17 protein-coding genes are annotated in these 22129 nt (G+C 68.9%); 7 read left to right on the top strand and 10 right to left on the bottom strand.

Annotated elements, in window-relative coordinates; all coding sequences use genetic code 11:
* Positions 1 to 8: 8 nt before the first annotated feature.
* Together NR792_RS00595 and NR792_RS00600 are read right to left on the bottom strand one after the other, a co-directional pair.
* On the bottom strand, positions 9 to 1175 hold the full coding sequence (locus NR792_RS00595; protein WP_375758127.1) for an iron-containing alcohol dehydrogenase: 1167 nt from the start codon (positions 1173 to 1175) through the stop codon (positions 9 to 11).
* 1 nt (position 1176) lies between these two features.
* A complete protein-coding gene (locus NR792_RS00600) occupies positions 1177 to 1494 on the bottom strand; it encodes a putative quinol monooxygenase (protein ID WP_375761557.1) in 318 nt (105 codons plus the stop codon).
* A gap of 87 nt (positions 1495 to 1581) precedes the next feature.
* Between NR792_RS00600 and NR792_RS00605 the strand changes: the two genes are divergently transcribed.
* The 4 genes from NR792_RS00605 to NR792_RS00620 are packed head-to-tail and all read left to right on the top strand — an operon-like array spanning position 1582 to position 4368.
* Entirely contained in the window at positions 1582 to 2475 is an 894-nt protein-coding gene (locus tag NR792_RS00605; protein ID WP_120564234.1) for a 1,4-dihydroxy-2-naphthoyl-CoA synthase, read from the top strand.
* Between the two features lie 52 nt (positions 2476 to 2527).
* Positions 2528 to 3460 carry a DUF2381 family protein gene (locus NR792_RS00610; protein ID WP_375758128.1) on the top strand — a complete coding sequence of 311 codons (933 nt, stop codon included), beginning with the start codon at positions 2528 to 2530 and terminating at the stop codon, positions 3458 to 3460.
* An 11-nt stretch (positions 3461 to 3471) separates the two neighbouring features.
* Positions 3472 to 3963: a serine/threonine protein kinase gene (locus NR792_RS00615; RefSeq protein ID WP_120564239.1), complete on the top strand. Its 492-nt coding sequence runs from the start codon at positions 3472 to 3474 to the stop codon at positions 3961 to 3963.
* Between the two features lie 27 nt (positions 3964 to 3990).
* A complete protein-coding gene (locus tag NR792_RS00620) occupies positions 3991 to 4368 on the top strand; it encodes a hypothetical protein (RefSeq protein ID WP_375758129.1) in 378 nt (125 codons plus the stop codon).
* 6 nt (positions 4369 to 4374) lie between these two features.
* On the opposite strand, the gene NR792_RS00625 is transcribed toward NR792_RS00620, so the two are convergent.
* Positions 4375 to 6429, bottom strand: coding sequence for a lipoxygenase family protein (locus NR792_RS00625; RefSeq protein WP_375758130.1), 2055 nt, complete (start codon positions 6427 to 6429; stop codon positions 4375 to 4377).
* Positions 6430 to 6659: 230 nt separating this feature from the next.
* On the opposite strand from NR792_RS00625, the gene NR792_RS00630 reads away from it, so the two are divergent.
* Positions 6660 to 8690, top strand: coding sequence for a lipoxygenase family protein (locus tag NR792_RS00630; protein ID WP_375758131.1), 2031 nt, complete (start codon positions 6660 to 6662; stop codon positions 8688 to 8690).
* 21 nt (positions 8691 to 8711) lie between these two features.
* On the top strand, positions 8712 to 10133 hold the full coding sequence (locus NR792_RS00635) for a cytochrome P450 (RefSeq protein WP_375758132.1): 1422 nt from the start codon (positions 8712 to 8714) through the stop codon (positions 10131 to 10133).
* A gap of 45 nt (positions 10134 to 10178) precedes the next feature.
* On the opposite strand, the gene NR792_RS00640 is transcribed toward NR792_RS00635, so the two are convergent.
* The 4 genes from NR792_RS00640 to NR792_RS00655 all read right to left on the bottom strand — a co-directional run bounded on the left by NR792_RS00640 (position 10179) and on the right by NR792_RS00655 (position 14489).
* Entirely contained in the window at positions 10179 to 11300 is a 1122-nt protein-coding gene (locus NR792_RS00640) for a DUF3103 domain-containing protein (protein WP_375758133.1), read from the bottom strand.
* A gap of 172 nt (positions 11301 to 11472) precedes the next feature.
* Positions 11473 to 12222, bottom strand: coding sequence for a 2OG-Fe(II) oxygenase (locus NR792_RS00645; RefSeq protein WP_375758134.1), 750 nt, complete (start codon positions 12220 to 12222; stop codon positions 11473 to 11475).
* The gene (gene ada, locus NR792_RS00650) at positions 12219 to 13328 is read right to left on the bottom strand and encodes a bifunctional DNA-binding transcriptional regulator/O6-methylguanine-DNA methyltransferase Ada (protein ID WP_375758135.1); all 1110 of its coding nucleotides are present in this window, start codon (positions 13326 to 13328) and stop codon (positions 12219 to 12221) included. The genes NR792_RS00645 and ada overlap by 4 nt, the downstream gene beginning before the upstream one ends.
* A gap of 129 nt (positions 13329 to 13457) precedes the next feature.
* Positions 13458 to 14489 (bottom strand): deoxyhypusine synthase, encoded by a 1032-nt coding sequence (locus tag NR792_RS00655; RefSeq protein WP_375758136.1) that lies wholly within the window; start codon positions 14487 to 14489, stop codon positions 13458 to 13460.
* A gap of 244 nt (positions 14490 to 14733) precedes the next feature.
* Between NR792_RS00655 and NR792_RS00660 the strand changes: the two genes are divergently transcribed.
* A complete protein-coding gene (locus NR792_RS00660) occupies positions 14734 to 18006 on the top strand; it encodes a C45 family autoproteolytic acyltransferase/hydolase (protein WP_375758137.1) in 3273 nt (1090 codons plus the stop codon).
* A 65-nt stretch (positions 18007 to 18071) separates the two neighbouring features.
* Here NR792_RS00660 and NR792_RS00665 read toward each other — a convergent pair whose 3' ends face one another.
* From NR792_RS00665 to NR792_RS00675, 3 genes are all read right to left on the bottom strand, one after another.
* The gene (locus NR792_RS00665) at positions 18072 to 19829 is read right to left on the bottom strand and encodes a GMC oxidoreductase (RefSeq protein WP_375758138.1); all 1758 of its coding nucleotides are present in this window, start codon (positions 19827 to 19829) and stop codon (positions 18072 to 18074) included.
* A 396-nt stretch (positions 19830 to 20225) separates the two neighbouring features.
* Positions 20226 to 20708 (bottom strand): GNAT family N-acetyltransferase, encoded by a 483-nt coding sequence (locus NR792_RS00670; protein ID WP_375758139.1) that lies wholly within the window; start codon positions 20706 to 20708, stop codon positions 20226 to 20228.
* 5 nt (positions 20709 to 20713) lie between these two features.
* On the bottom strand, positions 20714 to 22000 hold the full coding sequence (locus NR792_RS00675; RefSeq protein WP_375758140.1) for an MFS transporter: 1287 nt from the start codon (positions 21998 to 22000) through the stop codon (positions 20714 to 20716).
* Positions 22001 to 22129 lie beyond the last annotated feature (129 nt).

The raw sequence follows: 22129 nt of genomic DNA on the forward strand, positions 1-22129 counted from the left end.
GCGGGTCCTCACATCGACCGTTCGACGAGCGTCGTCAACTCCGCGTCGGTGAGCGGGAGCGGATTGCCCTTCATGCTGCTGGCGGCGCGGGCCTTGACGACGAGGCCGGGCACCGCCGCGTCGGTGAGGCCCATGTCGCGCAGGCCCCGGATGCGCACGGCGTGGACCAGGTCCTTCACCCAGGTGATGCTGTCCTCGGCGCGGGCGTTGGACTGGCCGGTGAGCAGCACCGCCAGCTCGCGGAAGCGGGGCAGGGCGGGGTGGTCCGGAGCGCGGGAGCGCAGCGCCTCCAGGTTCACCTCCAGGGTGGCCCCGAGCAGCGCGGCGCACAGCGCGCCATGGGCCGCGCCGAGCATCCCGCCCAGCGGCGCCGCGAAGCCATGCACCGCGCCCAGGCCCGCGTTGGCGAGGCACAGGCCGCCGAAGAGGCTGGCGAGGGCCAGGTCCTCGCGCTCCGCCGGGCCGGGGCCGTGCAGCACCGCTTTGCGCAGGGAGCGCGCCGAGCGCTGCATGCCTTCGCGCGCGAGCGCATCCGTGAGCGGCTGGGCGCGGATGGACAGGAACGGTTCAATGAGCTGCGACAGCGCGTCCAGGCCGCCCGCCGCGAGCACGGCCGCAGGCGCGTGCTCCAGCAGGTCCGGATCCACCAGGGCCACGCGGGGGAGCATCATCGGGCTGCGCAGGCTGGCCTTCACGCCGGCCTCCTTCGAGCCCAGCACCGCGTTGCGCGTCACCTCCGAGCCGGTGCCCGCCGTGGTCGGCACGGCCACGAACGGCAGCGGCGGCTTCGTCAGGGCCTGGCCCCGGCCGATGACCTCCAGGTAGTCCAGCGGGTCGCCTCCATTCGCGGCGAGCGCGGCGATGGCCTTGCCCGCGTCGAGCGCGCTGCCACCGCCCAGGGCGACGACCGCGTCACAGCCCGCGTCCACGGCGGCGGCGGTGCCTTCGCGCGCGAGGTCGACGGTGGGCTCGCCCGCGACGCGGAAGGAGGCGGAAGGGATGCCCAGCCGTTCGAGCCCCGCGCGGACGGGCTCGGCGCGGGCGGGATTGGTCCCGGTGACGAGCAGGACCTTCCGGCCGCCGAGGCCGCGCACGAGGTCGGGGACTTCCTGGACGCGGCCCGGGCCGAAGAGGACGCGGGTGGCGGTGGCGAACTCGAAGGGGGCGGACGTCATGTCACCAGGCCGCGTCGTCGGGGAAGCGGTTGGCGTAGCGGCGGGCGGTGCGGGGCTCGGCCATCATGGGGGCGACGGTGTCACGCCACGTGAGGTAGTGGGCGGTCTCCTTGTGCGCGGCGGGGGCGTCCGGGGAGCGGTAGGCCTCCACGAGGACGAAGCGGGTGGGGTCTTCGTTGTCCTGGCAGACGTCGAAGCGGGCGATGCCGGGCTCCTTCACGCTCTCGCGGGCGTTGGCGAGGGTGGCCTGGAGGAAGGCGTCGACGTGCTGGGGCAGCACGTGCACGTGGACATGGACGACGAGCAGGCTCGTGGGCATGGCGCGCACGGTAGCGCGGGCGTCCCCGAGCGGAAACCGCTAGGGTTCCGGGCCGTTCACTCCCTCAATTTCGGAGCAAGACAGCGCATGGTCTCGGACCTCTTCGACGCGTCCCGCTGGCAGCCGGTGGAAGGCCACAAGTTCAAGGACATCACGTTCCACCGCGCGGTGGATCAGGGCACGGTGCGCATCGCGTTCAACCGGCCGGAGGTGCGCAACGCGTTCCGTCCGAAGACGGTGGACGAGCTGGCCCGGGCGCTGGAGGCCACGCGGTTCATGACGGACGTGGGCGTGGTGCTGCTCACGGGCAACGGGCCGTCGCCGAAGGACGGCGGGTGGGCGTTCTGCTCGGGAGGCGACCAGCGCATCCGAGGCAAGGACGGCTACAAGTACGAGCCCGGCGAGGACGCGGCGGATCCGGCGCGGCTGGGGCGGCTGCACATCCTGGAGGTGCAGCGGCAGATCCGCTTCCTGCCGAAGGTGGTGATGGCGGTGGTGCCGGGCTGGACGGCGGGTGGCGGGCACAGCCTGCATGTCGTCTGTGACCTGACCATCGCGAGCAAGGAACACGGGATGTTCAAGCAGACGGACGCGGACGTGGCCAGCTACGACGCGGGCTACGGCAGCGCGCTCCTGGCGCGGCAGGTGGGGCAGAAGCGCGCGCGGGAGATCTTCTTCCTGGGCCAGGCCTACACTGCGGACGAGGCGTTCCAGATGAACGCCATCAACAAGTCCGTGCCGCACAAGGACCTGGAGAAGGTGGCGCTGGAGTGGGCGGCGGAGATCAACACCAAGAGCCCCACGGCCATCAAGATGCTGAAGTATGCCTTCAACCTCCCGGACGACGGGCTCGTGGGCCAGCAGCTCTTCGCCGGTGAGGCCACGCGTCTGGGTTACGGCACGGAAGAGGCACAGGAAGGCCGCGACGCGTTTGTTCAAAAGCGCAAGCGCGACTTCAAGCGCTTCCCCTGGACGTACTGAGCTTGAGATTCGGGTTGGATGGGGCATACCTACCCTGGTAGGTTGTCCCTCCATGCGCGTACTCCCACTGCTCAGGTATGGCCTCCTGCTTGTCCTGATCGCTTCGCCGTCCCTGGCGAGGGAGGTGTCAGACAAGCTCACAATCCGGACTCTCAAGGTCCCAGCTCATCCAGCACAGGAGGCGTCGTCCATCTATGTCTCCTGGCAGGTGGTGACAGCGCTTCGATTCGAGACGGAAGTGGATCCCGCCCGGACGAAGTTCCTGGGGTGGGAAGGACGTTTCGAAGCGCCGTTGATCGGAGGCAAGAAGGTCATCCTTGAGCCGCTGCGTGAGCTCGATAGCGGCGAAGCGTTACCCCTGCTGGTGACACTCGTTGATGGAACAGAGTTTACGTTCCTCGTGAGGGCCAAGAGCCGCGAGAGCTGGGGCTGGATCGACTATCAGGTCAACGTGTTCAAGGACCCCGACAGTTATAACGCGGTCCTCTCGTCGCTCTATGACTCGCTCAGCCGTGAGCGCAAGCTGAGTGAGGAGAATGAACGCTTCAAGAAGGAAGAGAACTCGGTTGACCACGCCTATGCGACGCTTCTCGCGAATGGACAGGTCAGGAAGACGCCGTTTCGGCGTGCGAAGTTCTGGCGCTCGAAGAACGAAGACATGGACATGGTTGTTGAAGTCTTTTCGGGTCCAGAAAAGGCAGCGGCCGTGATTCACCTGACGAACACCTATCATGGCCAGCCCTGGAGGTTCGATGGGGCCTATCTCACTCGCGACTTCTCCAGCTACACCGCTCGCCCGTTCGCGCTTCGCCTGAATCGCTCCGTTCTCGTTTCGGGGCAGTCGGGAAGGATCGCCGTCGTCGTCGACAAGAGCGCCTTTGAGGACAAGGATGGGCAACTGGCTGATCTGGCCCTCCAAATCTTCCGGGACGATGGGCTCCTCCAGGTGCTTGTCGCGATGGATCACACCCTGCTTCGGCAGTAGAAGTGGCGCTCATGCGCATGCCCAAGGCCCTGTTGCTCGGCTCCGTTCTCCTGCTTGGCGCCCCTTCCGGCTGCACAACGGCGGGCGGTGTAGCGCTACGCCCCGACGGAACCCCAGGACCGCAGGAGTGCCCGGCGAAGGCCCTCGAAGTCATGCGGTACCTGCGGCTGCGCGTCGGGGATGCAGCGCTGGCGGATCTCGATGCCAACCAGATCGACGCCCGCCGCATCTCGCTCTACGACGGACCCATTGAGAGCATCCTCAAGGACGACATGGGCACCCTTGAGGCGACGACACGCTTGTATGGGCAGGTCTGGACGAGCGGGCCCCAGGTCGTCATCCGCTGGTACGAGGCCCACCCACCAGACGGCGACAAGGTTCCCATCTGCGCCGTGGCGCGGCTCAGCCGGGATCAGATGAGGAAGTTGCCTGAGTCAAAGCCCGGAATGGCGATTCTCGACGGCTCTGTTGCGGCTGCCTACATCGTCGATTCATTTCGCTGAGCGTTAACGGAATTGTAGGAAGACCCAATGGCATACAACGCCAATTTTGACGTCGATGCCGTGATGGGCGTCCTTGGGACGATCAGTGAGAGGTTCCAGGACGGAACGCCCGAGGACGAGGCCCTGAGAATCGCCGCGGTGGCGTTGCTCTACGTCCGCGAGAACGGGAAGCTGGAAGACTATCGCGAGTACTTCCGGAGGTTCTTCATCCCCGCCACGGAGTCCATTGTCGTAGTCCAGTCGTTCTCGACGACAGAGGAGGCTGACGCCTGGCTCGCGCGGGGGCAGGGGAAGGAGGGCGACCTTGTTCGTGTCGCGGGAAGGGGCTTCCGGGTCATCCCTCGCAGGAAGGGCAGCGGGCTGATGTTTCTGCGCACGCCACTTCCCGAAGAGATGGAGCCCTGAGCTGGCTCAGATGTTGATGCGGGAGCTGACCGTCCGCACGTCCAGGCCCAAGGCCGCGAACTGCGCGGCGTGGGCCCGGAGCAATTCCAGCAGCCGGGGATGCACATCTTCTTCTTCGTTGGACAGGATGAAGCCGTAGTTCGTCTTGGACAACATCCAGGAGATCCACAGCATCTCCGTGGCCTCGTCCGGCGTGGGCGCGACGTCCAGGTCCGCTTCCGTCGACAGCGCGCCTCCCTTGCCCCAGCGCAATCCCAGACACGAGTACAGGACCTCGCCCGCGTCCTCCCACTGGAGGTTGTTCGCCCAGGCGTGCCGGAACGTCGCGAAGAAGATGACGTAGCGACAGAGGCTCTTCAGCGCCTCCAACTCACCGGGCTGCGGCGCATCCGTCCGCGTCACCGCGCTCACGGCCTTGGATGCCGGCTCCGAGACCTTCGCGCCCAGGTCCATGCGCTCGGAGCGCACGAACCACGGCGCTTCCTTGCCCGGCACCCGCGCCCGCAGGTAACGACAGACGAACGCTGGCGCTGAATGCGCCACCAGGTCGTCCGAGAACCGGTGCACCTCCTGCCATTGCGCTTCAATCTCCGCGCCGTGCTCCGCGAAGAACGCGTCGATGTGCTCCCCGAGCAGCTTCCAGAACAGCTGCCCCGCATGCGCGTAGCGGTGCCCCTCGCAGACCGGCGTCGCGGGCGCGAAGCCCTTCCAGTCGTAGCTGCCCAGCAGATGCTCCAGCCGCTGGTTGATGCTTCGTTCCGTCAACGCACTGGCCCGCGAGATGTACCCCGTGGGCCCCACCAGGAACCCGTTGGCGGCATGGTTGATCAACACCACCTCCCGCAGGTGCGGCATCAACAACCAGCGCAAGGGATTGCGCCGCAGGTTCCGGTGCGCGGCGATGGCGTACTGCTCCACGTTGAAGTGGCATTGCCCCAGGTGGTTGCCCAGCTCCACGTCCAGCGTCGCGCTCACCCGCGCCATCCGCTTCGCCGCTTCCCACTCCGCGCCATCCGAGGGCGTGAACGTCCGGCGCGTCACCGGTGAGCCGGGGGCCGTCGCTCCAGGCTCCCGCATCCCCAGGATGATCCGCTGGGGCATCAGCTTGCCGTCCACCAGCCGCAGCCGGAGGTCCACGTCCGGCAGGCAGTGCACGCCGTCCTGCTCATAGGCGTTCCAGGGCAGGTACAGCCGGAACGCCTGTGCATCCTCCGGGTCCCGGTCCAGGATGCTGGAGAACATCCCGTTGAGCAGCCGCTCCCCGAACCAGGCGTCGCTGCGCGAGGAGCCCGGTGACTCCCGCTCCATCCGGACCGTCGTCGTCTCCGGATAGTCCGCCTGGATCTTCGCGAGGCTCGGCGCCTGCCCCAGGCGGATCTGCAGCTGGTGCTGCCGCTTCACCAGCTCGATGGGCGCGACGGCCTTGAGCATCGCCAGCGCACGTCCCGGCGCGTAGGCCGTCGGCGGGGTGCCTTCCTCCACCACGAGCAGCCGGGCCAGCGGCGTCGATGGGTCGTATTCCCAGTACGGCAGCCGGAGCGTCCCGAAGTCGTGCTCCAACCCGCCGTGGTCGTCCGGCCCGCGCTCGGAACCGATGCGCTTCCACGTCTCCACCACGCGGCCGTCCTGGCGGAACGTGTGCTGCGGTTCGAAGAAGCGCAGCTCCAGGTCCGGCAGGTCCCCTTCACCCGCGTCCGCCGGGTCGTAGCGGATCTCGAACGCGCCATCCGGGCCCGTGAAGGTCTCGCCCAGGAAGTCGTCCGGCGTGCCGAGGTCCCGGTCCCACAGCTCCACCTTGATGTGGTGCAAGGGGATGGGCCCTTGCGGTCCGTCCTGCTCGAACACGAGCCGGCCCCGGGCCCGCGCGGGCAGGGTGGAGGCATCCCTCAGCGCTCGCGGCGCCCGCACCTGCTTGACCAGGTTGCGGCTGACCGCCAGCCGCTCCTTCATTCCCAGCCCCGCGTACCACCGGGCCAGCTCCTCCGCCTCCAGGAGCGGCGGCTCCCCGGCCTTGGAGGAGAACCCCAGCGAGGTCAGCAGGCGGCGCCACGCGGTGCGCATCAGCTCCGCGCCTCGAGATGGGAACGACGGGAAGCGGGCTTCATCGCGCGGGAAGGTACCATGCCTGCGGTAATCCCATACTCGTGCCCCCGCCCCCGAGGGCAGGCGGCTATTGGATCCACGGCAGCCCGCTCTCGTCACCTGCTCCGCATGAGCCGTGGCGCCTCCCCACATTGTCCGCCCTGCTTCCACCGGCGTACCTTCCGCGCCTCGTGCTAGTGGGAGATTCCATGAGTACCGATTACACGCTGACGATTCGCACGAGCTCGAAGCTCGGCGCGGGAACCAACTCGGCCATCTCCGTGGTCCTGGTGGGTACGAAGGGCGAGAGCCAGCCGTACCTGCTGGACAAGCGCTTCCACAATGACTTCGAGGCCGGCGCGGTGGATGCCTACACCGTCAAGGCCGAGGACCTGGGCGACCTGCTCCTGCTCCGGTTCTCCAACGCGGGCGGCGGCGTCGGAGGCGACTGGCTCCTCGACTCGGTGACCGTCACCACGACGGGGAGGCACTGGTTCTTCCCGTACTACCGCTGGGTCCTGGGCAAGACCTCCGCCGAGGTCCTCGAGGGCACCGCGCGGCTGCCCCAGCAGGTCCGGCACGAGCGGGAGCAGGTGGCCCGCAACGACCTGCTCCTGGCCCGCCAGCGCATGTATCCCTGGCGCCCCGCGGAGGCGACCGCCGGGCTGCCCGGGGCGCTCGACATCTCGGAGGAGCGGCCGCTGCCGAAGGACGAGCTCTACCGGGGCCTCGTGGACGGCAGCTACGAGGTCGTCATCGCGAAGACGCTCGCGGCCATCAAGCTGCACATGCCCGTGCTGAGCAAGGCGTGGAACGGCCTCGTGGACATCTTCGACTTCTTCAAGGGCCTCGAGCTGCCCACGCTCGCGAAGCGCTGGCAGGACGACGCGGAGTTCGCCCGGCAGGCCGTGCAGGGCATCAGCCCCGTCCACATCCAGTCCATCACCGCGCTGCCGGAGGGCATGCCCCTCACGGACGGTGAGCTGCGCGGGCTGCTGTCTCCGGGCACGACGCTCCAGCAGGCGCTGGCCGGCAAGCGCGTCTTCCTGCTCGACTTCGAGATCCTGGGCGACGTGCCCATGTTCAAGAAGACCGACAAGGACGGCGTCGAGGAGCGCCGGTGGGCGCCCGCGTCCCGCTGCCTGCTGTACCTGGATGACACGCGGCAGCTGCGGCCCATCGCCATCCAGCTGGGCCGCGACCCGGAGCTGGATCCGGTGTTCACGCCCAATGACAGTCCGCACGACTGGCTGGCCGCGAAGATCTACGTCCGGTGCAGCGAGGGCAACACGCACCAGATGGTGGGCCACGCGCTCAGGACCCACTTCATCGCCGAGCCGTTCGTGATGGCGACGATGCGCAACCTTCCGGACCCGCACCCGGTCTACAAGCTGCTGCGCCGCCACTTCCGCTACACGCTCGCCATCAACGATGGCGCCCGGAAGGGGCTGCTCGCGGCGGGCGGCGTGTTCGACGACCTCATCGCCACCGGCGGCCCCGACCAGGGACACGTGTTCCTGGGCAAGAAGGGCTACAAGGCCTGGACGCTCGCGGACAACAAGCCGCGCCCGGACATCGAGCGCCGTGGCGTGCTCGACCCGGCGGTGCTCCCGCACTACCCGTACCGCGACGACTCGCTGCCCCTGTGGGAGGCGCTGGAGGAGTACGTCGGCGGGGTGCTGGGGCATTTCTACAAGTCGGACGAGGACCTGGTGCGCGACACCGACATGCAGCGCTGGTGGAAGGACCTCACCGAGCACGGCATGTCCGTGGAGAAGCTGCCCTGCGCGGAGTTGAAGCGCGTCTCCGACCTCACCGACATCCTCACCACGGTGCTCTTCACGGTCAGCGTCCAGCACGCGGCGGTGAACTACCTCCAGTACGAGCACTACGCCTTCGTGCCCAACGCGCCCCTGTGCATGCGCCAGGCGCCTCCGCGCAAGAAGGGTGTCCTGGGGGAGAAGGACCTCGACGCGATGATTCCTTCCAAGACGCAGATGCTCTGGCAGGTGGCCGTGGGCCGCGCGCTGTCCAGCTTCGGGGAGGACGAGGAGTACCTCCTCCACGAGGGCGGCTGGCGCGAGGACTACTTCCAGGAGCCGGAGCTGCTCGCCATCCGCGACCGCTTCCACTCCCGCCTGCGCGCGCAGAGCGAGGCCGTGAAGGCGCGCAACGCGAAGAGCGCGGTGCCGTACACCGTCCTGCAGGCCGACCGCATCCCCTGCGGCATCACCGTCTAGCGCCGTCAGGAGACTCCGTCCGTGCCCAACGCTCTTTCTCGCGGCATCTTCAACCTGTTCTTCGGAGCGAAGCGCAAGCCGTTCGCGTCGCTGCCCGGTCCCCAGCCGGGAATCCTCGGCACCGCCGGGGACTTCCTGGGGGCGTCTCCCTGGGACGTCTGCGCGCGCTACGGCCGCGAGTACGGCGGCGTCACCCTCATCTGGATGGGGCCCAACCCCGGGCTGGTGCTCAACGACCCGGCGCTCATCGCGGAGGTCTACGAGTCCCCGCGCCGGATGGAGTTCGAGAAGGGGAACATCAGCGAGCAGATCCGCCCCTCGACGACGGACGACACGGCGTTCACGGCGGAGCTGCGCGGGGACTGGGTGCAGAAGCGCGCCCTGGAGCCCTCCGCGCAGTCGTGGGCTCCGGAGGCGCTGGCGGACCTGGTGGGCCCCATGCAGGCGTCCATCTCCGAGTCCCTGGATGCACTGCTGAAGCAAGAGCGCATCGACGACCTCGCGCCCGTGCTGCGCCGGCTGACGTTCGACGCGTTCTCGGTGGCTCAGGTGGGGGAGAAGCTGTCGGATCAGGTGTTCGAGGACTTCATGCTGCTCGCGCGGGCGGCGGACGCGCGAATCCAGTCGAAGCTGCCCCTGAAGTTCGTGAAGCCGCCCAAGGACTTCGAGGCGGTGAAGGCGCGCTTCTACGGGCACTTCGTGGACCGCATCCGCGAGGCGCGCAAGCGCCAGGACCCGCGTGCCATGGACCTCATGTCGCGCTACCTGCGGGAGACGCCGGGCATTGATGATCAGGTGCTGGCGCACATGCTCGGGGGCACCTATTTCGGCGGTGCGTTCTCCTCCAGCGTCACGCTGGTGGGGGCGTTCCACCAGCTCAACAAGTATCCCCAGGCCGAAGCGCGCCTTGTGGCCGAGGCAGCCTCGCTGGTGGCCGACGGCCCGCTGACGTCCGGGAAGCTGGAGGGCGCGAAGTGGGCGGAGGCCGTGGCCTACGAGGCGCTGCGCATCCTGCCGGCGGTCCGGGTGATGACGCGCACGCCGTCGAAGGACGCGCAGCTGGCCGGCGTCACGTTGCCGGCGGGGTCGATGATCATGATCTCGAACCAGCACCTGCACCGCGACCCGAAGCACTGGGAGGACCCGGACACGTTCAAGCCGGAGCGCTGGCTGGACGGGGGCGCGGCGAGGGACCCCCTGGGGAGCGGCTACTTCTTCCCGTTCGGAAGGGGGCCGCGAGCCTGCGTGGGCGCGGACTTCGCGATGGTGTTCCTGAAGACAGCGCTGACGACGATTGCCTCCCGCGTGAAGGTCCAGCTCGATTCGACGGATCCCTTCGAGGAGGGCTTCTTCTTCGGCGTGGTGCTGCCCAAGGGCGTCACCGGAAAGCTCGTCGCCCGGACGGCTCAGGCATCACAGGACGTGCGCGCCCGGAGCGCCTAGAACGGAGGGGTCGAGCAGAGCCGCCTCGCCCCCCCGCGGCCGCTGCTACTGGCTCGCGAGCGCGTACGGCCTGAGAGACACCACCGCGTTGCCGCGTGCTCCGCTGTAGTTGGTGTAGGTCTGGTTCTTCTCCAGGGTGTAGAACGAATCGACATAGTCGTCGTCGTTGGTGAACCATTCACCCGGCATGCGATCCACCAGCCCGCTGCCCAGGGCCACCAGGGCGCCGATCTCCGGCTGGCCGATGGCGGTCAGGATCTGGCTTGCGACATTGAACAGGTAGCTCACCAGCTCCTGGTAGCTGGTGTTGTCGTCGTGCTCCATGAGGATGACGTTCGCCGCGGCCCAGCGGTAACGCTCCCAGAAGATCAGGACCTGGTTCGGGGCGTAGATCCTGCCGTCCGTGTCCAGATAGGGCATGTCGACGATATCCAACTGCGGCGCGTCACGGCTGGGGTCGACACCATTGACGATGGCATAGACCTCCGCGTTACCGGAGATCCACGGCTCCTCGTCGTTGTTCAGGTAGATGCGGTCGAGGATCGTCACCGGAGTGCTGGTCACCGCGGCGGCCGTGTCCAGAACGGGCAGGGGACGTTGCCCGAGGGCCACGAGCTGCTCGCGCATCAGCTTGATGCCGGCGGCCAGGTCCCTGCGCGCGTCGATGTCCACCACCAACACCGGCTGGCCGGGCATGCGGTGCACGTCGAGGCGGTGCACGCGGCCAAGGCCATCGAAGGCCTCGATGAATCGCCACTGGGAATCATCGCCATCCGGTTCGTACGCGTAGAGGGGTTCAACGCCTTGCTGCAATGCCGTCAGCATGGACGCGCTGGCCAGACGAAGCTGCAGCAGGCTGTCGAGCTCACGATCGATGCCCTTGAGCCGACGGATGCTCAGGTCCGCTCGCTCCGCCACGCTCGTGACGGAAGCCGGGGCCGGCACGGTGCTCAGCCACTGCTTCAGGTCCACCGCGAGCTGCTCGCCGCTCAAGCGGGAAGCGAGAGCCTTTCGCAGCACCGGGTCCTGCTTCGCCAGGGTCAGCGCCACCTCGCGCTTGTCGGCGGCCAGCGACACGCTGATGCGTTCGCGCAGCGCCGCTGGCTTCATGGCGGCGGCTCGAGCTTGGGGGGCTGCGTTCACACAAACGAACAGCGCGATGACCATCCCTATCCGCTTCATTGGATTCTCCGATGGGTGAGAGAGGGCGCTGGTCTGAACCGTCAGATGCCTGATTTTCGCCCTTTCCTCAGAATGGACAATCCCAGGCATTCAAATCAAGATCCCTTTGTATGGGTGGGAATGGCCCCGATCGTTGATGTGTGTCCAATGTCAGGGGCTACGTCGCATCATGGAAAATGATGCCCATCGTGTGCCTCAGGCCTGAGCGCACGCGGCTGACACCGTGCCGCAGGTTGACGCGGTAGGGGCCTCGCGTGCCCTGGACAGGGCGATGATGCACCGCGAAGACGACTGCGTCTCCCTGACGCAGGGAGACGACCTCCGCGCGTGACTGCATTCGGGGGCGCTGCTCCGTCAGCACGAACTCGCCGCCTGTGAAGTCCCGGCCGGGTTCGGAGAGGAGAAGGGCCACCTGGAGCGGGAAGACGTGCTCGCCATACAGGTCCTGGTGCAGGCAGTTGTAGTCGTCCACGCCGTAGCGCAGGAGCAGGGGAGTGGGCCGCACCTGTCCGGCTTCGTGGCAGCGCGCGAGGAAGTCCGCGTGCGCGTCCGGATACCGCACGTCGATGCCCATGGCCGTGTTCCAGCGGTTCGCGACGGGCGCGAGGCACGGGTACAGCGCCGTGCGCAGCTCCGTCACGACCTCCGGCAGCGGATGGTCGAAGTATTTGTATTCACCCCGGCCGAAGCCGTGTCTTGCCATCACCACGCGGCTGCGGAAGGCGTCCTCCACGTCGTAGAGCAGCGCCAAGGCCTCACACTCATCGGGCGTGAGCAGGTGCTCCAGCACCGCGCACCCACGGGCATCCAGCTCCCGGCCCGTTGCCTCCCAGTCCACCACTCGCACCCGCGCCGGGACTCCCGCCACGGAACGGACCGCGAGCGCACCGCCGCGCCGTGCGCTCATCCCTGGGCCCCCCGCTTGAGCCCTTCTCGCCTGGAGGCCTCCGCCTCGCGGTCCAGCAGCGTGCGCTTGCGCTCCACGCCCCAGCGATAGCCAGACAGCGCTCCGTCGTTGCGCACCACCCGGTGGCAGGGAATCACCACCGCCAGCGCGTTCGCGCCGCACGCCTGGGCCACCGCGCGCACCGACTTCGGTGAACCAATCCGCTCCGCGATGTCCGTGTAGCTCGCCGTCTTCCCGGCCGGAATCTCCCGCAGCGCCTGCCACACGCGCTGCTGGAACGCCGTGCCCCGCACGTCCAGCGGCAGGTCCAGCCCCACACCCGGCGCCTCCACGAAGCCCACGACCTTCGCCACCAGCTGCTCGAACGTCGCGTCCCCGCCCACCAGCGTCGCCTGCGGGAAGCGGTCCTGGAGGTCCTTCGCCAGTGCGTCCGGATCATCCCCCATCAGGATGGCGCACACGCCCCGGTCGCTTGTGGCCACGAGGATGGGCCCCAGCGAGCACTCCGCGATGGCGAAGCGGATCTCCGTGTTCGCGCCCCCGGCGCGGAAGTTCGTCGGCGTCATGCCCAGGACCTGGCTGGAGGTTTCGTAGAAGCGGCCGCTGGAGTTGAACCCGGCGTCGTAGATGGCTTCGGTGACGGAGCCACGCTTCGTCAGGCCCGTGCGGATCCGCTCCGCCCGCTGCGCCGCCGCGTACCCCTTGGGCGTCAGGCCCGTCACGGCCTTGAACACGCGGTGCAGGTGATACGGCGACAGCCCCGCGCGCTCCGCCAGTTGCTCCAGGCTCGGCATCTCCTCGGACGCCTGGATGAAGCGGCACAGCTCGGCCACCCGGTCCGCGTGCTTCACGGCGAGCGAGGGCTCCCCCGGCTTGCAGCGCATGCACGCGCGAAACCCCGCCTGCTCCGCCGCCGCCACCGACGCGTGGAACTCCACGTTCTCCGGCCGGGGCGTCCTCGCACCACACGACGGCCGGCAGTACACGCCCGTCGTCCGCACGGAATAGAAGAAGCGCCCATCCGCCGCCGCATCCCGAGCGACGACCGCCGCCCAGCGCGGGTCACCCACCGTCGCCGCCGCGAGGGCTTCCGTCTTCGTCGCCATGCACTGCCTCCCTTCGATGTCCACGAGGCGAAACCTAACCCCCGGCATCCAGGCCAGCACTCCGCGCCTTGCGGTCGAATTCGGACCCGCGCCCCGGAAGACCCCCGGGGCGCGGGAAGAGCACTCCCGCTACCCGCAGGCGTCCACGAGCCTGCGCTCCGGCCGCTGCTCCCAGCCACGCCCGTGGAAGGCGGCGCCCACCACCAGCGGCATCGTCACCGTGGCCTCTCCGTACACCATCTGCTCGTGCACGGTGGACACCTTGCCCCAGCTGCTGGCCTCGCGCAGCGTGGAGCCGGACAGCGCGCCGTCACGCTCGTCCGCCACCGTGAGCTGCACCGCGTACTTGTGCATGGCCACCGGCTGCTCCACGAAGTCCGCCGCCACCACGATGTCCTGGGCGAAGTTCTTCGGCACGCCGCCGCCCACCATGAACAACCCCGAGTCCTCCATCCGCAGCCGGCACTTCGTCAGCTCCAGGAAGTCCCTCGCGCTGTCGATGGACACCTGGGGCTTCCCCGCGCGGTGCCACTGGTGGTGCACCAGCCCGAACCCCGCCGAGCAGTCGCTGAACGCCGGGACGAAGATGGGCACGCCCATTTCATGCGCCGCCAGCACCACGCTGTCGCGCGTCTTGCCGTGCTTCACCAGGTAGCGGCCCATCTCCCCGATGAACTCGCGCGACGAGTACGGGCGCGGCTCCAGCTCCGCCGCGATGCGCGCGATGGTGGCGTCGCACTCGCGCAGCTCGTCCTCGTCGATGTACGTGTCGTAGATGCGGTCGATGTGCAGCTCGCGCAGCGCGTTGTCGTCCGCGTCCGCGCGGCCCTTGTAGTGGCGGAAGCCCAGGGCCTCGAAGAAGTCCTGGTCCACGATGAGCGCCCCGGTGGAGACGATGGCGTCCACCATCCGGTGACGCACCATGTCCACCACCACCTGCTTCAGGCCGGCGGAGAACAGGCTGCCGGCGAGGCAGAGGATGACGCCGCACCTCTCGTCACGGAGCATGGCGTCATAGAGCCCCGCGGCGCGGCTCAGGTTGCGCGCCTGGAAGGCCATGTGCCCCATGGCCTCCACGAGGGGCCGCACGTCCAGGGCCTTGATGTCGATGTGCTGGATGGGAGCGCGAAGCAGCCCGGTCTTGCTGGGAGTGTCTGTCACGGCGGGTGTACCCCGACGGCCTGTGATGGAGGTCGGGAGGCCCTGGGCCGACAACAAGCGCCACCCGAGACGTCCTACGGTCCGGCCTCGGGGAGAGGGGGGACCGCCATCGGAGACGTCAGGTGGCGTGCGACCCCTGCTCCCTAACACGCCCGCCAGCCGGGTGCGAGCAATGCGTGGCGGCACGTCCGCGTATGACGTGACAGGATGCCGCACCCCAGTTCCTCCTTCCCATGAGCAAGCCATGTCCCACCTGCGTCTGATGTGGAAGCGCTCCCGTCTGCTCTGGCCCACGCTGGCCGCCTGCGCCGCGGTCCCCGCCTGGGCCGCTCCCGCGCCCATCGCCGTCCCCAACGCCGGCTTCGAAGCCGCCGCCTCCACCGGCCTGCCCCAGGGCTGGACCGCCTCCGGTCAGGGCAAGGTGTCCGCCCGCGGCGACGCGAAGGCGGAGGGCAGCCGCAGCCTGGCCATTGAAAGCCCCCAGGGCGGCGCGGAGACCACCGTCGCATCCGAGCCCGTGAAGCTCCAGGTGGGCCGCCTCTACCGGCTCTCCGCCTGGGTCCGCACGAAGGGCGTGCAGGCGGACGCGCAGGCCCGCTACCCCACGGCGCTGGGCGCATGTCTGTCCATGCAGAGCTTTCCCTTCACCAACTGCTCGCCGCCGCAGGGCGCGGACGCCAGCGGCCGGGTGCAGGTGCTGTTCTTCGCCACCCAGTCCAGTGACCGCGTGCGCGCGCACCTGGGCCACAACGGCAAGGCCACCGGCACCGCGTGGTTCGACGACGTGAAGCTGGAGGAGGTGGACGACATCACCGCGTACGTCCCCATGGAGAGCGTGCGCTGGGCCGGCAAGGGCTTCCGCTACGACGACGGCGGCTGGGTGTACGTGCACATCGAGGGCGAGCCCTACGAGCGCGGCCGGCAGTACGGCGAGCTCGTGTCGCAGGAGATCGTCCGCTACATCGAGAAGCTGGGCATCCAGAAGGACAAGGCGGACGCCGCGAAGGGCTGGGCGCAGGTGCGCCTGCTGGCGGACTCGCTGTTCCTGCGCCGCTTCGACCCTGAGTTCCTGGAGGAGATGAAGGGCATCGCCGACGGCGCCAACGTGGGCGGCGCGAAGTTCAAGGGCCCGGATGGCAAGGAGCGCGACCTGGACGTCCTGGACGTCGTCGCCCTCAACTCCGCGGTGGACCTGGGCCAGCTGGAGGATGCCAACCGCGTCACCGCGTCCCCGCTCTCCGGCCGCACCTTCCTCAAGGGCGAGGACGAGAACGGCCGGGCAGGGGAGGGCGACCACTGCTCGTCCTTCGTGGCCACCAAGTCCGCGACGAAGGACGGCCGCGTCGTCATGGGGCAGATCTTCATGTGGAACGGCTACACCGGCGTCCACTGGGACGTGGTGCTGGACGTGCAGCCCACCAAGGGCCACCGCTTCGTGATGCAGACCTTCCCGGGCGGCATCCACAGCGGCTCCGACTGGATGCTCAACGACGCGGGCATCGTCATCGGTGAGACGACGGTGGGCCAGACGCCCTTCAACATCGACGGCACCCCGCAGAGCAACCGCATCCGCAAGGCCGTGCAGTACGCGAACTCCATCGACGACGTGGAGCGCATCCTCAAGGACCGCAACAACGGCCTCTACACCAACGACTGGACGCTGGCGGACACCAAGACGGACGAGGGCGCGTGCCTGCTCCTGGGCACCGCGAAGACGCGCCTGTGGCGCACCGGCAGCAAGGGCAAGCCCTCCGACACGCCCGGAAACCTCAAGGACTTCATCTGGGCCAACAACAACAACCGCGACCCGGAGGTGCGCAAGGAGTCCGTGCCCAACGCGAGCAACGCCCCGGTGGACCTGGCCTTCAACACCTGGAACCGCGACATCGCCTTCCAGGAGGCCTACGCGAAGTACGGCAAGGGCGGCTTCGACGTGGACAGCGCCACGCGGATGATGGCCTCCAGCCCCATCAACCGCCCCCACGCGTGTGACGGCAAAATCACGACGTCGGAGATGACGGAGAAGCTGATGTTCCTCGCGCACTACGGCAAGACGACGCTGCGCGAGAAGATGGTGGGCAGCCGCTGGATTCCGGACCTGCCGGGCGCCACGCCGCACCTGTCCCTGGGCTACACCGCCTTCAGCCCCATCTACGTGGCGGACAAGCTCAAGGCCGCCAAGGCGAAGCAGAAGCCGGAGCCCAAGGCGGACAAGCCCCAGCGCGACTTCGCCCGCGTGAAGGACGCGCTCCGCTTCGACGAGAAGAAGCTCTGGGCCAACACGGTGTTCCCCGCGACGGACGCGGACAACTGGTTCGGCAGCGGGTCCGCCGCGTACTGGACCCAGCTCCGGGACCTGCCGGAGGGGGATGACCTCGCCAAGGCCTTCGACGCCCAGCGCGACGCGCTCGCGGAGCTCAACGCCCGCTACCTGTACATCACCGCCCGCGAGGGCGACGTGGTGCCCACCGCCGCGCGCACGGACTACGGCCGCTACGGCGCGTACGCGGTGCCGCGCATCAAGGGCACGTACCTCTTGCACCAGCTGCGGCTGACCCTGGGCAACGCGAAGTTCGCCAAGGTGATGGACGCGGTGCACGGGAAGTTCGCCAACAAGAAGCTCACCACGCAGGACTTCATCCGCACCGCCTCGGAGGCCGCGGGCCAGGACGTGGGCCCGCTCGTGAAGCAGTGGGTGGCGCGCGGGGGGCTGCCCGCGCCGCGCCTCACCACGCGCGCCCAGAAGGCGAAGGAGGGCTACGAAGTCACGCTGAAGGTGGACCAGTCCGGCACGCCCTGGCGCTTCGCCACGCTGGTGGAGGTGCAGACGGAGAAGGGCAGCGTGCTGGAGCGCGTGGAGGTGAAGGGCGCCAGCGACACCTTCACCGTGAAGGTCGCGGACCGGCCGGTGCGCGTGGTGTTCAACGCGGGCAACGACATCCCCGTGGCCCGCGAGCGCTACCAGACCCTGTCCAACACCCTGGACGACTGGGAGAAGCTCCTCTTCGTCTACGGCTCCGCGCGCCAGGTGGAGTCCATGCGCACGCTGGCGACGAACTACCGCGAGCAGCTGGCGGACGCGTCCCCGGAGCGGCTGGCCCCGCTCAAGCCGGACGCGGAGGTGACGGACGCGGAGCTGGCGGACCGCGACCTCGTCGTCTTCGGTGGTCTGGAGGACAACGGGCTGCTGGCGCGCCTGGCGGCGGAGAAGAAGCTGCCGGTGGAGCTGGGCCGGCGCTACTTCCGGTGGCAGGGCAAGACGTACGGCCGCGCGGATGACGGCCTGGCCATGGCGCTGCCCAACCCCTGGAACCCGAAGCGGACGCTGTACCTCTTCGTCGCCAACAGCGGCCTGGAGCTGTGGCACATGACGCGCTCCTTCCAGCGCGGCCTCCAGAGCTGGGCCCTGTTCCGCGCGGGCGAGGTGAGCGGCAAGGGCTTCCACGCCGCCGACGGCCTCACCCAGGAGCTGTCCGTGGAGCTGCCCGCGCCCAAGCTGGGCATGCTCACGCCCTGAAGAACGGCGCCCGAAACCGCGCGGAAGGCAGGAGTCCTTCCGCGCGGTGGGGGCGGGCCGCCGCGTCAGGGGGCTGGCGCGGGGCCGTGGTACTTCGGGACCAGCCGGGCCGCGAGGTCCATGGCCAGGGCCACCATGGTCATGGTCGGGTTCCAGGAGCCGCCCTGCGGCCAGAGGGCGCCTCCGGTGACGTAGACGTTCTTCGTTCCCCTCAGCAGGTAGTCCAGGGTGACCGGCGCGCTGTCGTCCTCGCCAATGTGGAGCGTCGAGCTCTCGTGCACGAGGGCGTCCACCCGCCGCTCCTTCTGTTCCGGGCGGTTGGAGGTCCAGGTCCCCGCGTCGGGAAGGCCGTGCCAGTACTGCACCCGGTCCGGTCCCTTCGGGCTGAGTATCTTCTCCAGGACCTCGAAGGTGCTCTGGTCCATCACGTCCCAGGTGTGCTGGTCGGACTCGTTCTCCGTCACCCGGAGCAATGAGTTGGTCGTGGGGTCCGCGTCCGCGCCGTTCGCCCGGAACCACGAGTTCGGATTGCGGTAGTCCAGCTCGCCGAGCACCGCGCAGACGAACACCACGTACTCCTTGGAGGACTGGAGCTGCGCCATGGAGGCGGTGGCCACCACGTCCGGCATGTACCGCAGCGCGGTGCCCGCGTTGCGCTCGGGGGCTCGGTCCGACAGCGCCGAAAGCTGGATGTGGAACTGCTGGGACCAGTCCTGTCCCTTGCCGGCGACGTAGCACGCGCCCAGCTCCAGGTTCCCGAGCTCCCCCCGGGGGTCCAGGTCCGCGCGGGGCACTCGCGCGACGATGGAGGTGATGAAGTGGGCGGAGAAGCGCTCCCCGACATTCTTGAGGTGGGGAAAGGAATTGCGCACGAGCGTCGTCGGAGGGAGCGTGCCCATGGCCAGGATGAGCTTCGCGTCATTGAGCGGCAGCACCCCGCGCGAGGTCACCAGCGCGGTCGCCCTGCCATCCTGCTGCACGATGCTTTCGACGATGCACTCCGTGGCGATGTCGAGCGGCGCGCCCTTGTGCTCCAGGTCCAACTGCCGCTGATGCATCACCAGATCGAGCAGGGGACCGGGGGTCGCATACTTCTGGAAGTCGATGCCGTTCGTGTCCGGGGAGCCGGAGGCGAGCGGCGCCGGTTCGGTCCGGTACATGGCGGGCGCCTGTCCCAGGCCCTGCTCCAGCAGGCGCTGGACGGTGAGCTGCAGGGCGCCGTACACGGGCCGCTGCTGCTGGATGATGCTCAGCTCCTCCGGGCCCCGGTGGGCGTCCACCTTGTCCGCGGGCCGCACCTGGAGCAGCGCCTCCGCGCGGGCGAAGTTCTCCTCGGCCGCCGCGATGGTGCGCGCCGGCCACCCCTGCAGCTCCTGGCCCTTGGGGCGGGGGCACCACGCGCTCCACTGGATGGACCGCCCTCCGAAGAAGGGCACCATGCCGTGCTGCCACCTGACGGTGCCATCCTCGCCGCTCGCCGTGGACGCCGCCAGCGTCCACGGGAACGTCTCCGTCAGGCCGCCCAGCGTTCCGACGAAAGGCAGCGGCAGGTTCTGGAAGTGTTCCGGCAGGAAGAAGGGGCCTCGCTCCAGCATCAGGATGCGGCAATGCGGGTTCTGCTCCAGCGCGCGGTGCGCGACGGCGAGCGCGCAGAAGCCCGTTCCGACAATCACCAGGTCGTACTTCTTCTCCTCCCGGGCCTTCTTCCACCCTGCGTTGGACAGGAAGAAGACGTGGTCCATCACCCGCTGCCCCGTGGGGGACTGGGGCCCGGGCGTGGGAAAGCCATGTTGGAAATTGGGAGTCGACGAAGCAGCGGACATGAGCGCTCCTTGTGGACAGTCCCGTGGGCCGGGATTGTCAGACAAAATCCTCCCATCGTGCGTGGCTCGGCTGTCAATGGTGAGAGGGATTGAAATGACTGGCACCGCGGTCGCGGGTCCCCTCGGACCTGTCATCGAGGGCAAGCCAGGCCTCGTATGGTTGACAGTCTGGATTCGCGGCTTGCATTCCCGCGCCTGTCCGGAGGCACCGGCGCCCGCTTCTCCCTGCTGGCGCCCGACAACACGCGTCCGGCACCTTCGTGAAGGTGGTGCAGCGCGTGCCCGTGCGGCTTCCCGGCAGCGACGCATGAACCTGTCCGACTGTCGGACAGGTTCGGGCCGCGTCGGGCGGAGGCCCCGGCCAGCACGGGGCCGGGGCTGGCACGGAGGCTGCCGTCAGAGCGTGACGGCCATCTCCACGTCCGCGCGCGAATAGCCGGTCTCCCGCGATACCTCCGGGCCGCTACGCGTCACGACGAAGCCATGCTTGCGGTACAGGCCCAGCGCGGGCCCCAGGGCGCTGTTGGTGACGAGGTACATCCGCTTCGCGCCGCGCTCGCGGGCCGTGGCCAGCGCGGCCCGCATCAGCGCGTCGCCCAGGTCGCGGCCCCGAGCCTCCGGGGCTACCGCCATCTTGCACAGCTCGAACGTCTCCGCGTCCTCGCGCCTCAGCGCGCACGTGCCCAGCACCTGCCCGTCCACGAGCGCGAAGAACACCTCGCCCCCCGGCGCCACGAACATGCCGTGGGGATCCGCGAACGAGGCCGCGTCCGAGCCCTCGATGCGGAAGTCCTTTTCAATCCACTGCCGGTTGAGCCGCTCGAAGTGCTCACGCAGCTCCGGCCGGTAGGGGACGACCTCGACGGAGGAGGGGGCCATGGCGCTCACGCGGTGGCGGTGGCGGCGGCGGGCTTCTTGCGCAGGAAGAGCGCGAAGATGAGCGCCACGATGCTGATGCCCACCAGCGTGATGAGGCCGTCCGCCGCGATGGTGGCGCGCGGTCCGATGTTCCGGAACTCCGACGCGTGCCCGTCCAGCGCCGTCGTGTAGCTGATGGCGAAGTTGGAGGCCGCGACGAAGAGCGAGTACTTCGTCGTCACCGCCGCGCCGTCGCTCACCATCTCCAGCACCATGCCGGCGAAGGCCGCGAAGCCCGCGCCGTTGGCCAGGCTGTACGCGAGCGAGCCCCAGATGAACGTGCTCGTCGTCATGGGCCCCGCCGCCATGGCGAAGGCACACAGCGCCGTGGCGCCGCCCATCAGCGCGTACGCGAGCTTGCGGTTCATCCGGTCCGACAGCCAGCCGCCCAGCAGCGAGCCCACCGCGCCGGTGACGCCCATGCCCAGGCCGCTCACCAGCTCCACCGTGTGCTCCGGCACCTGGTACGCGCCCGCCATCGCGCTGAAGAGGTTGGTGAGCGCGCCGCAGCTCACCGGTGCCAGGCAGAGGATGAGCATGATGAACCCGTCGCGGCTGAACGCCGTCTTCGCCAGGTCCACCACGATGCTCTTCACCCGGTTCACCGCCGTCCGGAACAGCGGCCCCGTGGGTGCCGTCGTGGGGTCGTGCCGCTCGGTGATCCAGAAGATGCCCGCGCCGCTCGCCAGCACCAGCGTGGAGAGCACGATGCCCGCCACCTGCCGGGAGAACCGGCTCGCGAGGAAGATGGCCAGCGCGCCCATGAGCGCGGTGGAGCCCACGTTGCCCGCCATCTGCCAGCCGCCCGTGCGCCCCTTGTCGGCCGGCTTGGACGTCGTGGCCATCAGCCCGTTGAGCGCCGCGTGCGCCGTCGTCGCCGCCGCCTGCAGCGCGGTGAGCAGCAGCGTGAAGAGGCCCAGGTGCCGGGCGGGCTCCGGGAACACCGCGCACGCGAGGATCAGCACCGCGGTGAGCAGCGTGCTCACGCCGTACCAGACGCGGCGCCACGGCCCCAGGTCGATGAGCGGCACCCACAGCAGCTTCCACGCGTGCGGGGAGAAGGCCGTGCCCGACAGCACGCCAATCTCCGCCAGCGGCATCCCGTCCTTCGCCAGCCAGTACGGCACCGCCGTCTGCAGGTAGCCCACGGCGGCGCCGAACTGCACCTCCAGCAGGCCGAACAGCGGGGGCCAGGACCAACGCGCTTCCTCGGCGGGCGCCGTGGCGGGAAGGGCTGTCTCTTGTTCAATCAAGGGCGACACCTACAGGTGGGGACAAAGGGAGGGTGGGATTCTAGACAGCTCCCGCGTCCTGCACAGCGCGACGCACCGCGCTGTCCCCTGGGCTGCACGGGGTGGGAGGGTTGCCTCCAACGGGCAGTC

It is taken from the genome of Corallococcus exercitus (assembly GCF_042231735.1).
GTDB classification, from domain to species: Bacteria; Myxococcota; Myxococcia; order Myxococcales; family Myxococcaceae; genus Corallococcus; species Corallococcus exercitus_B.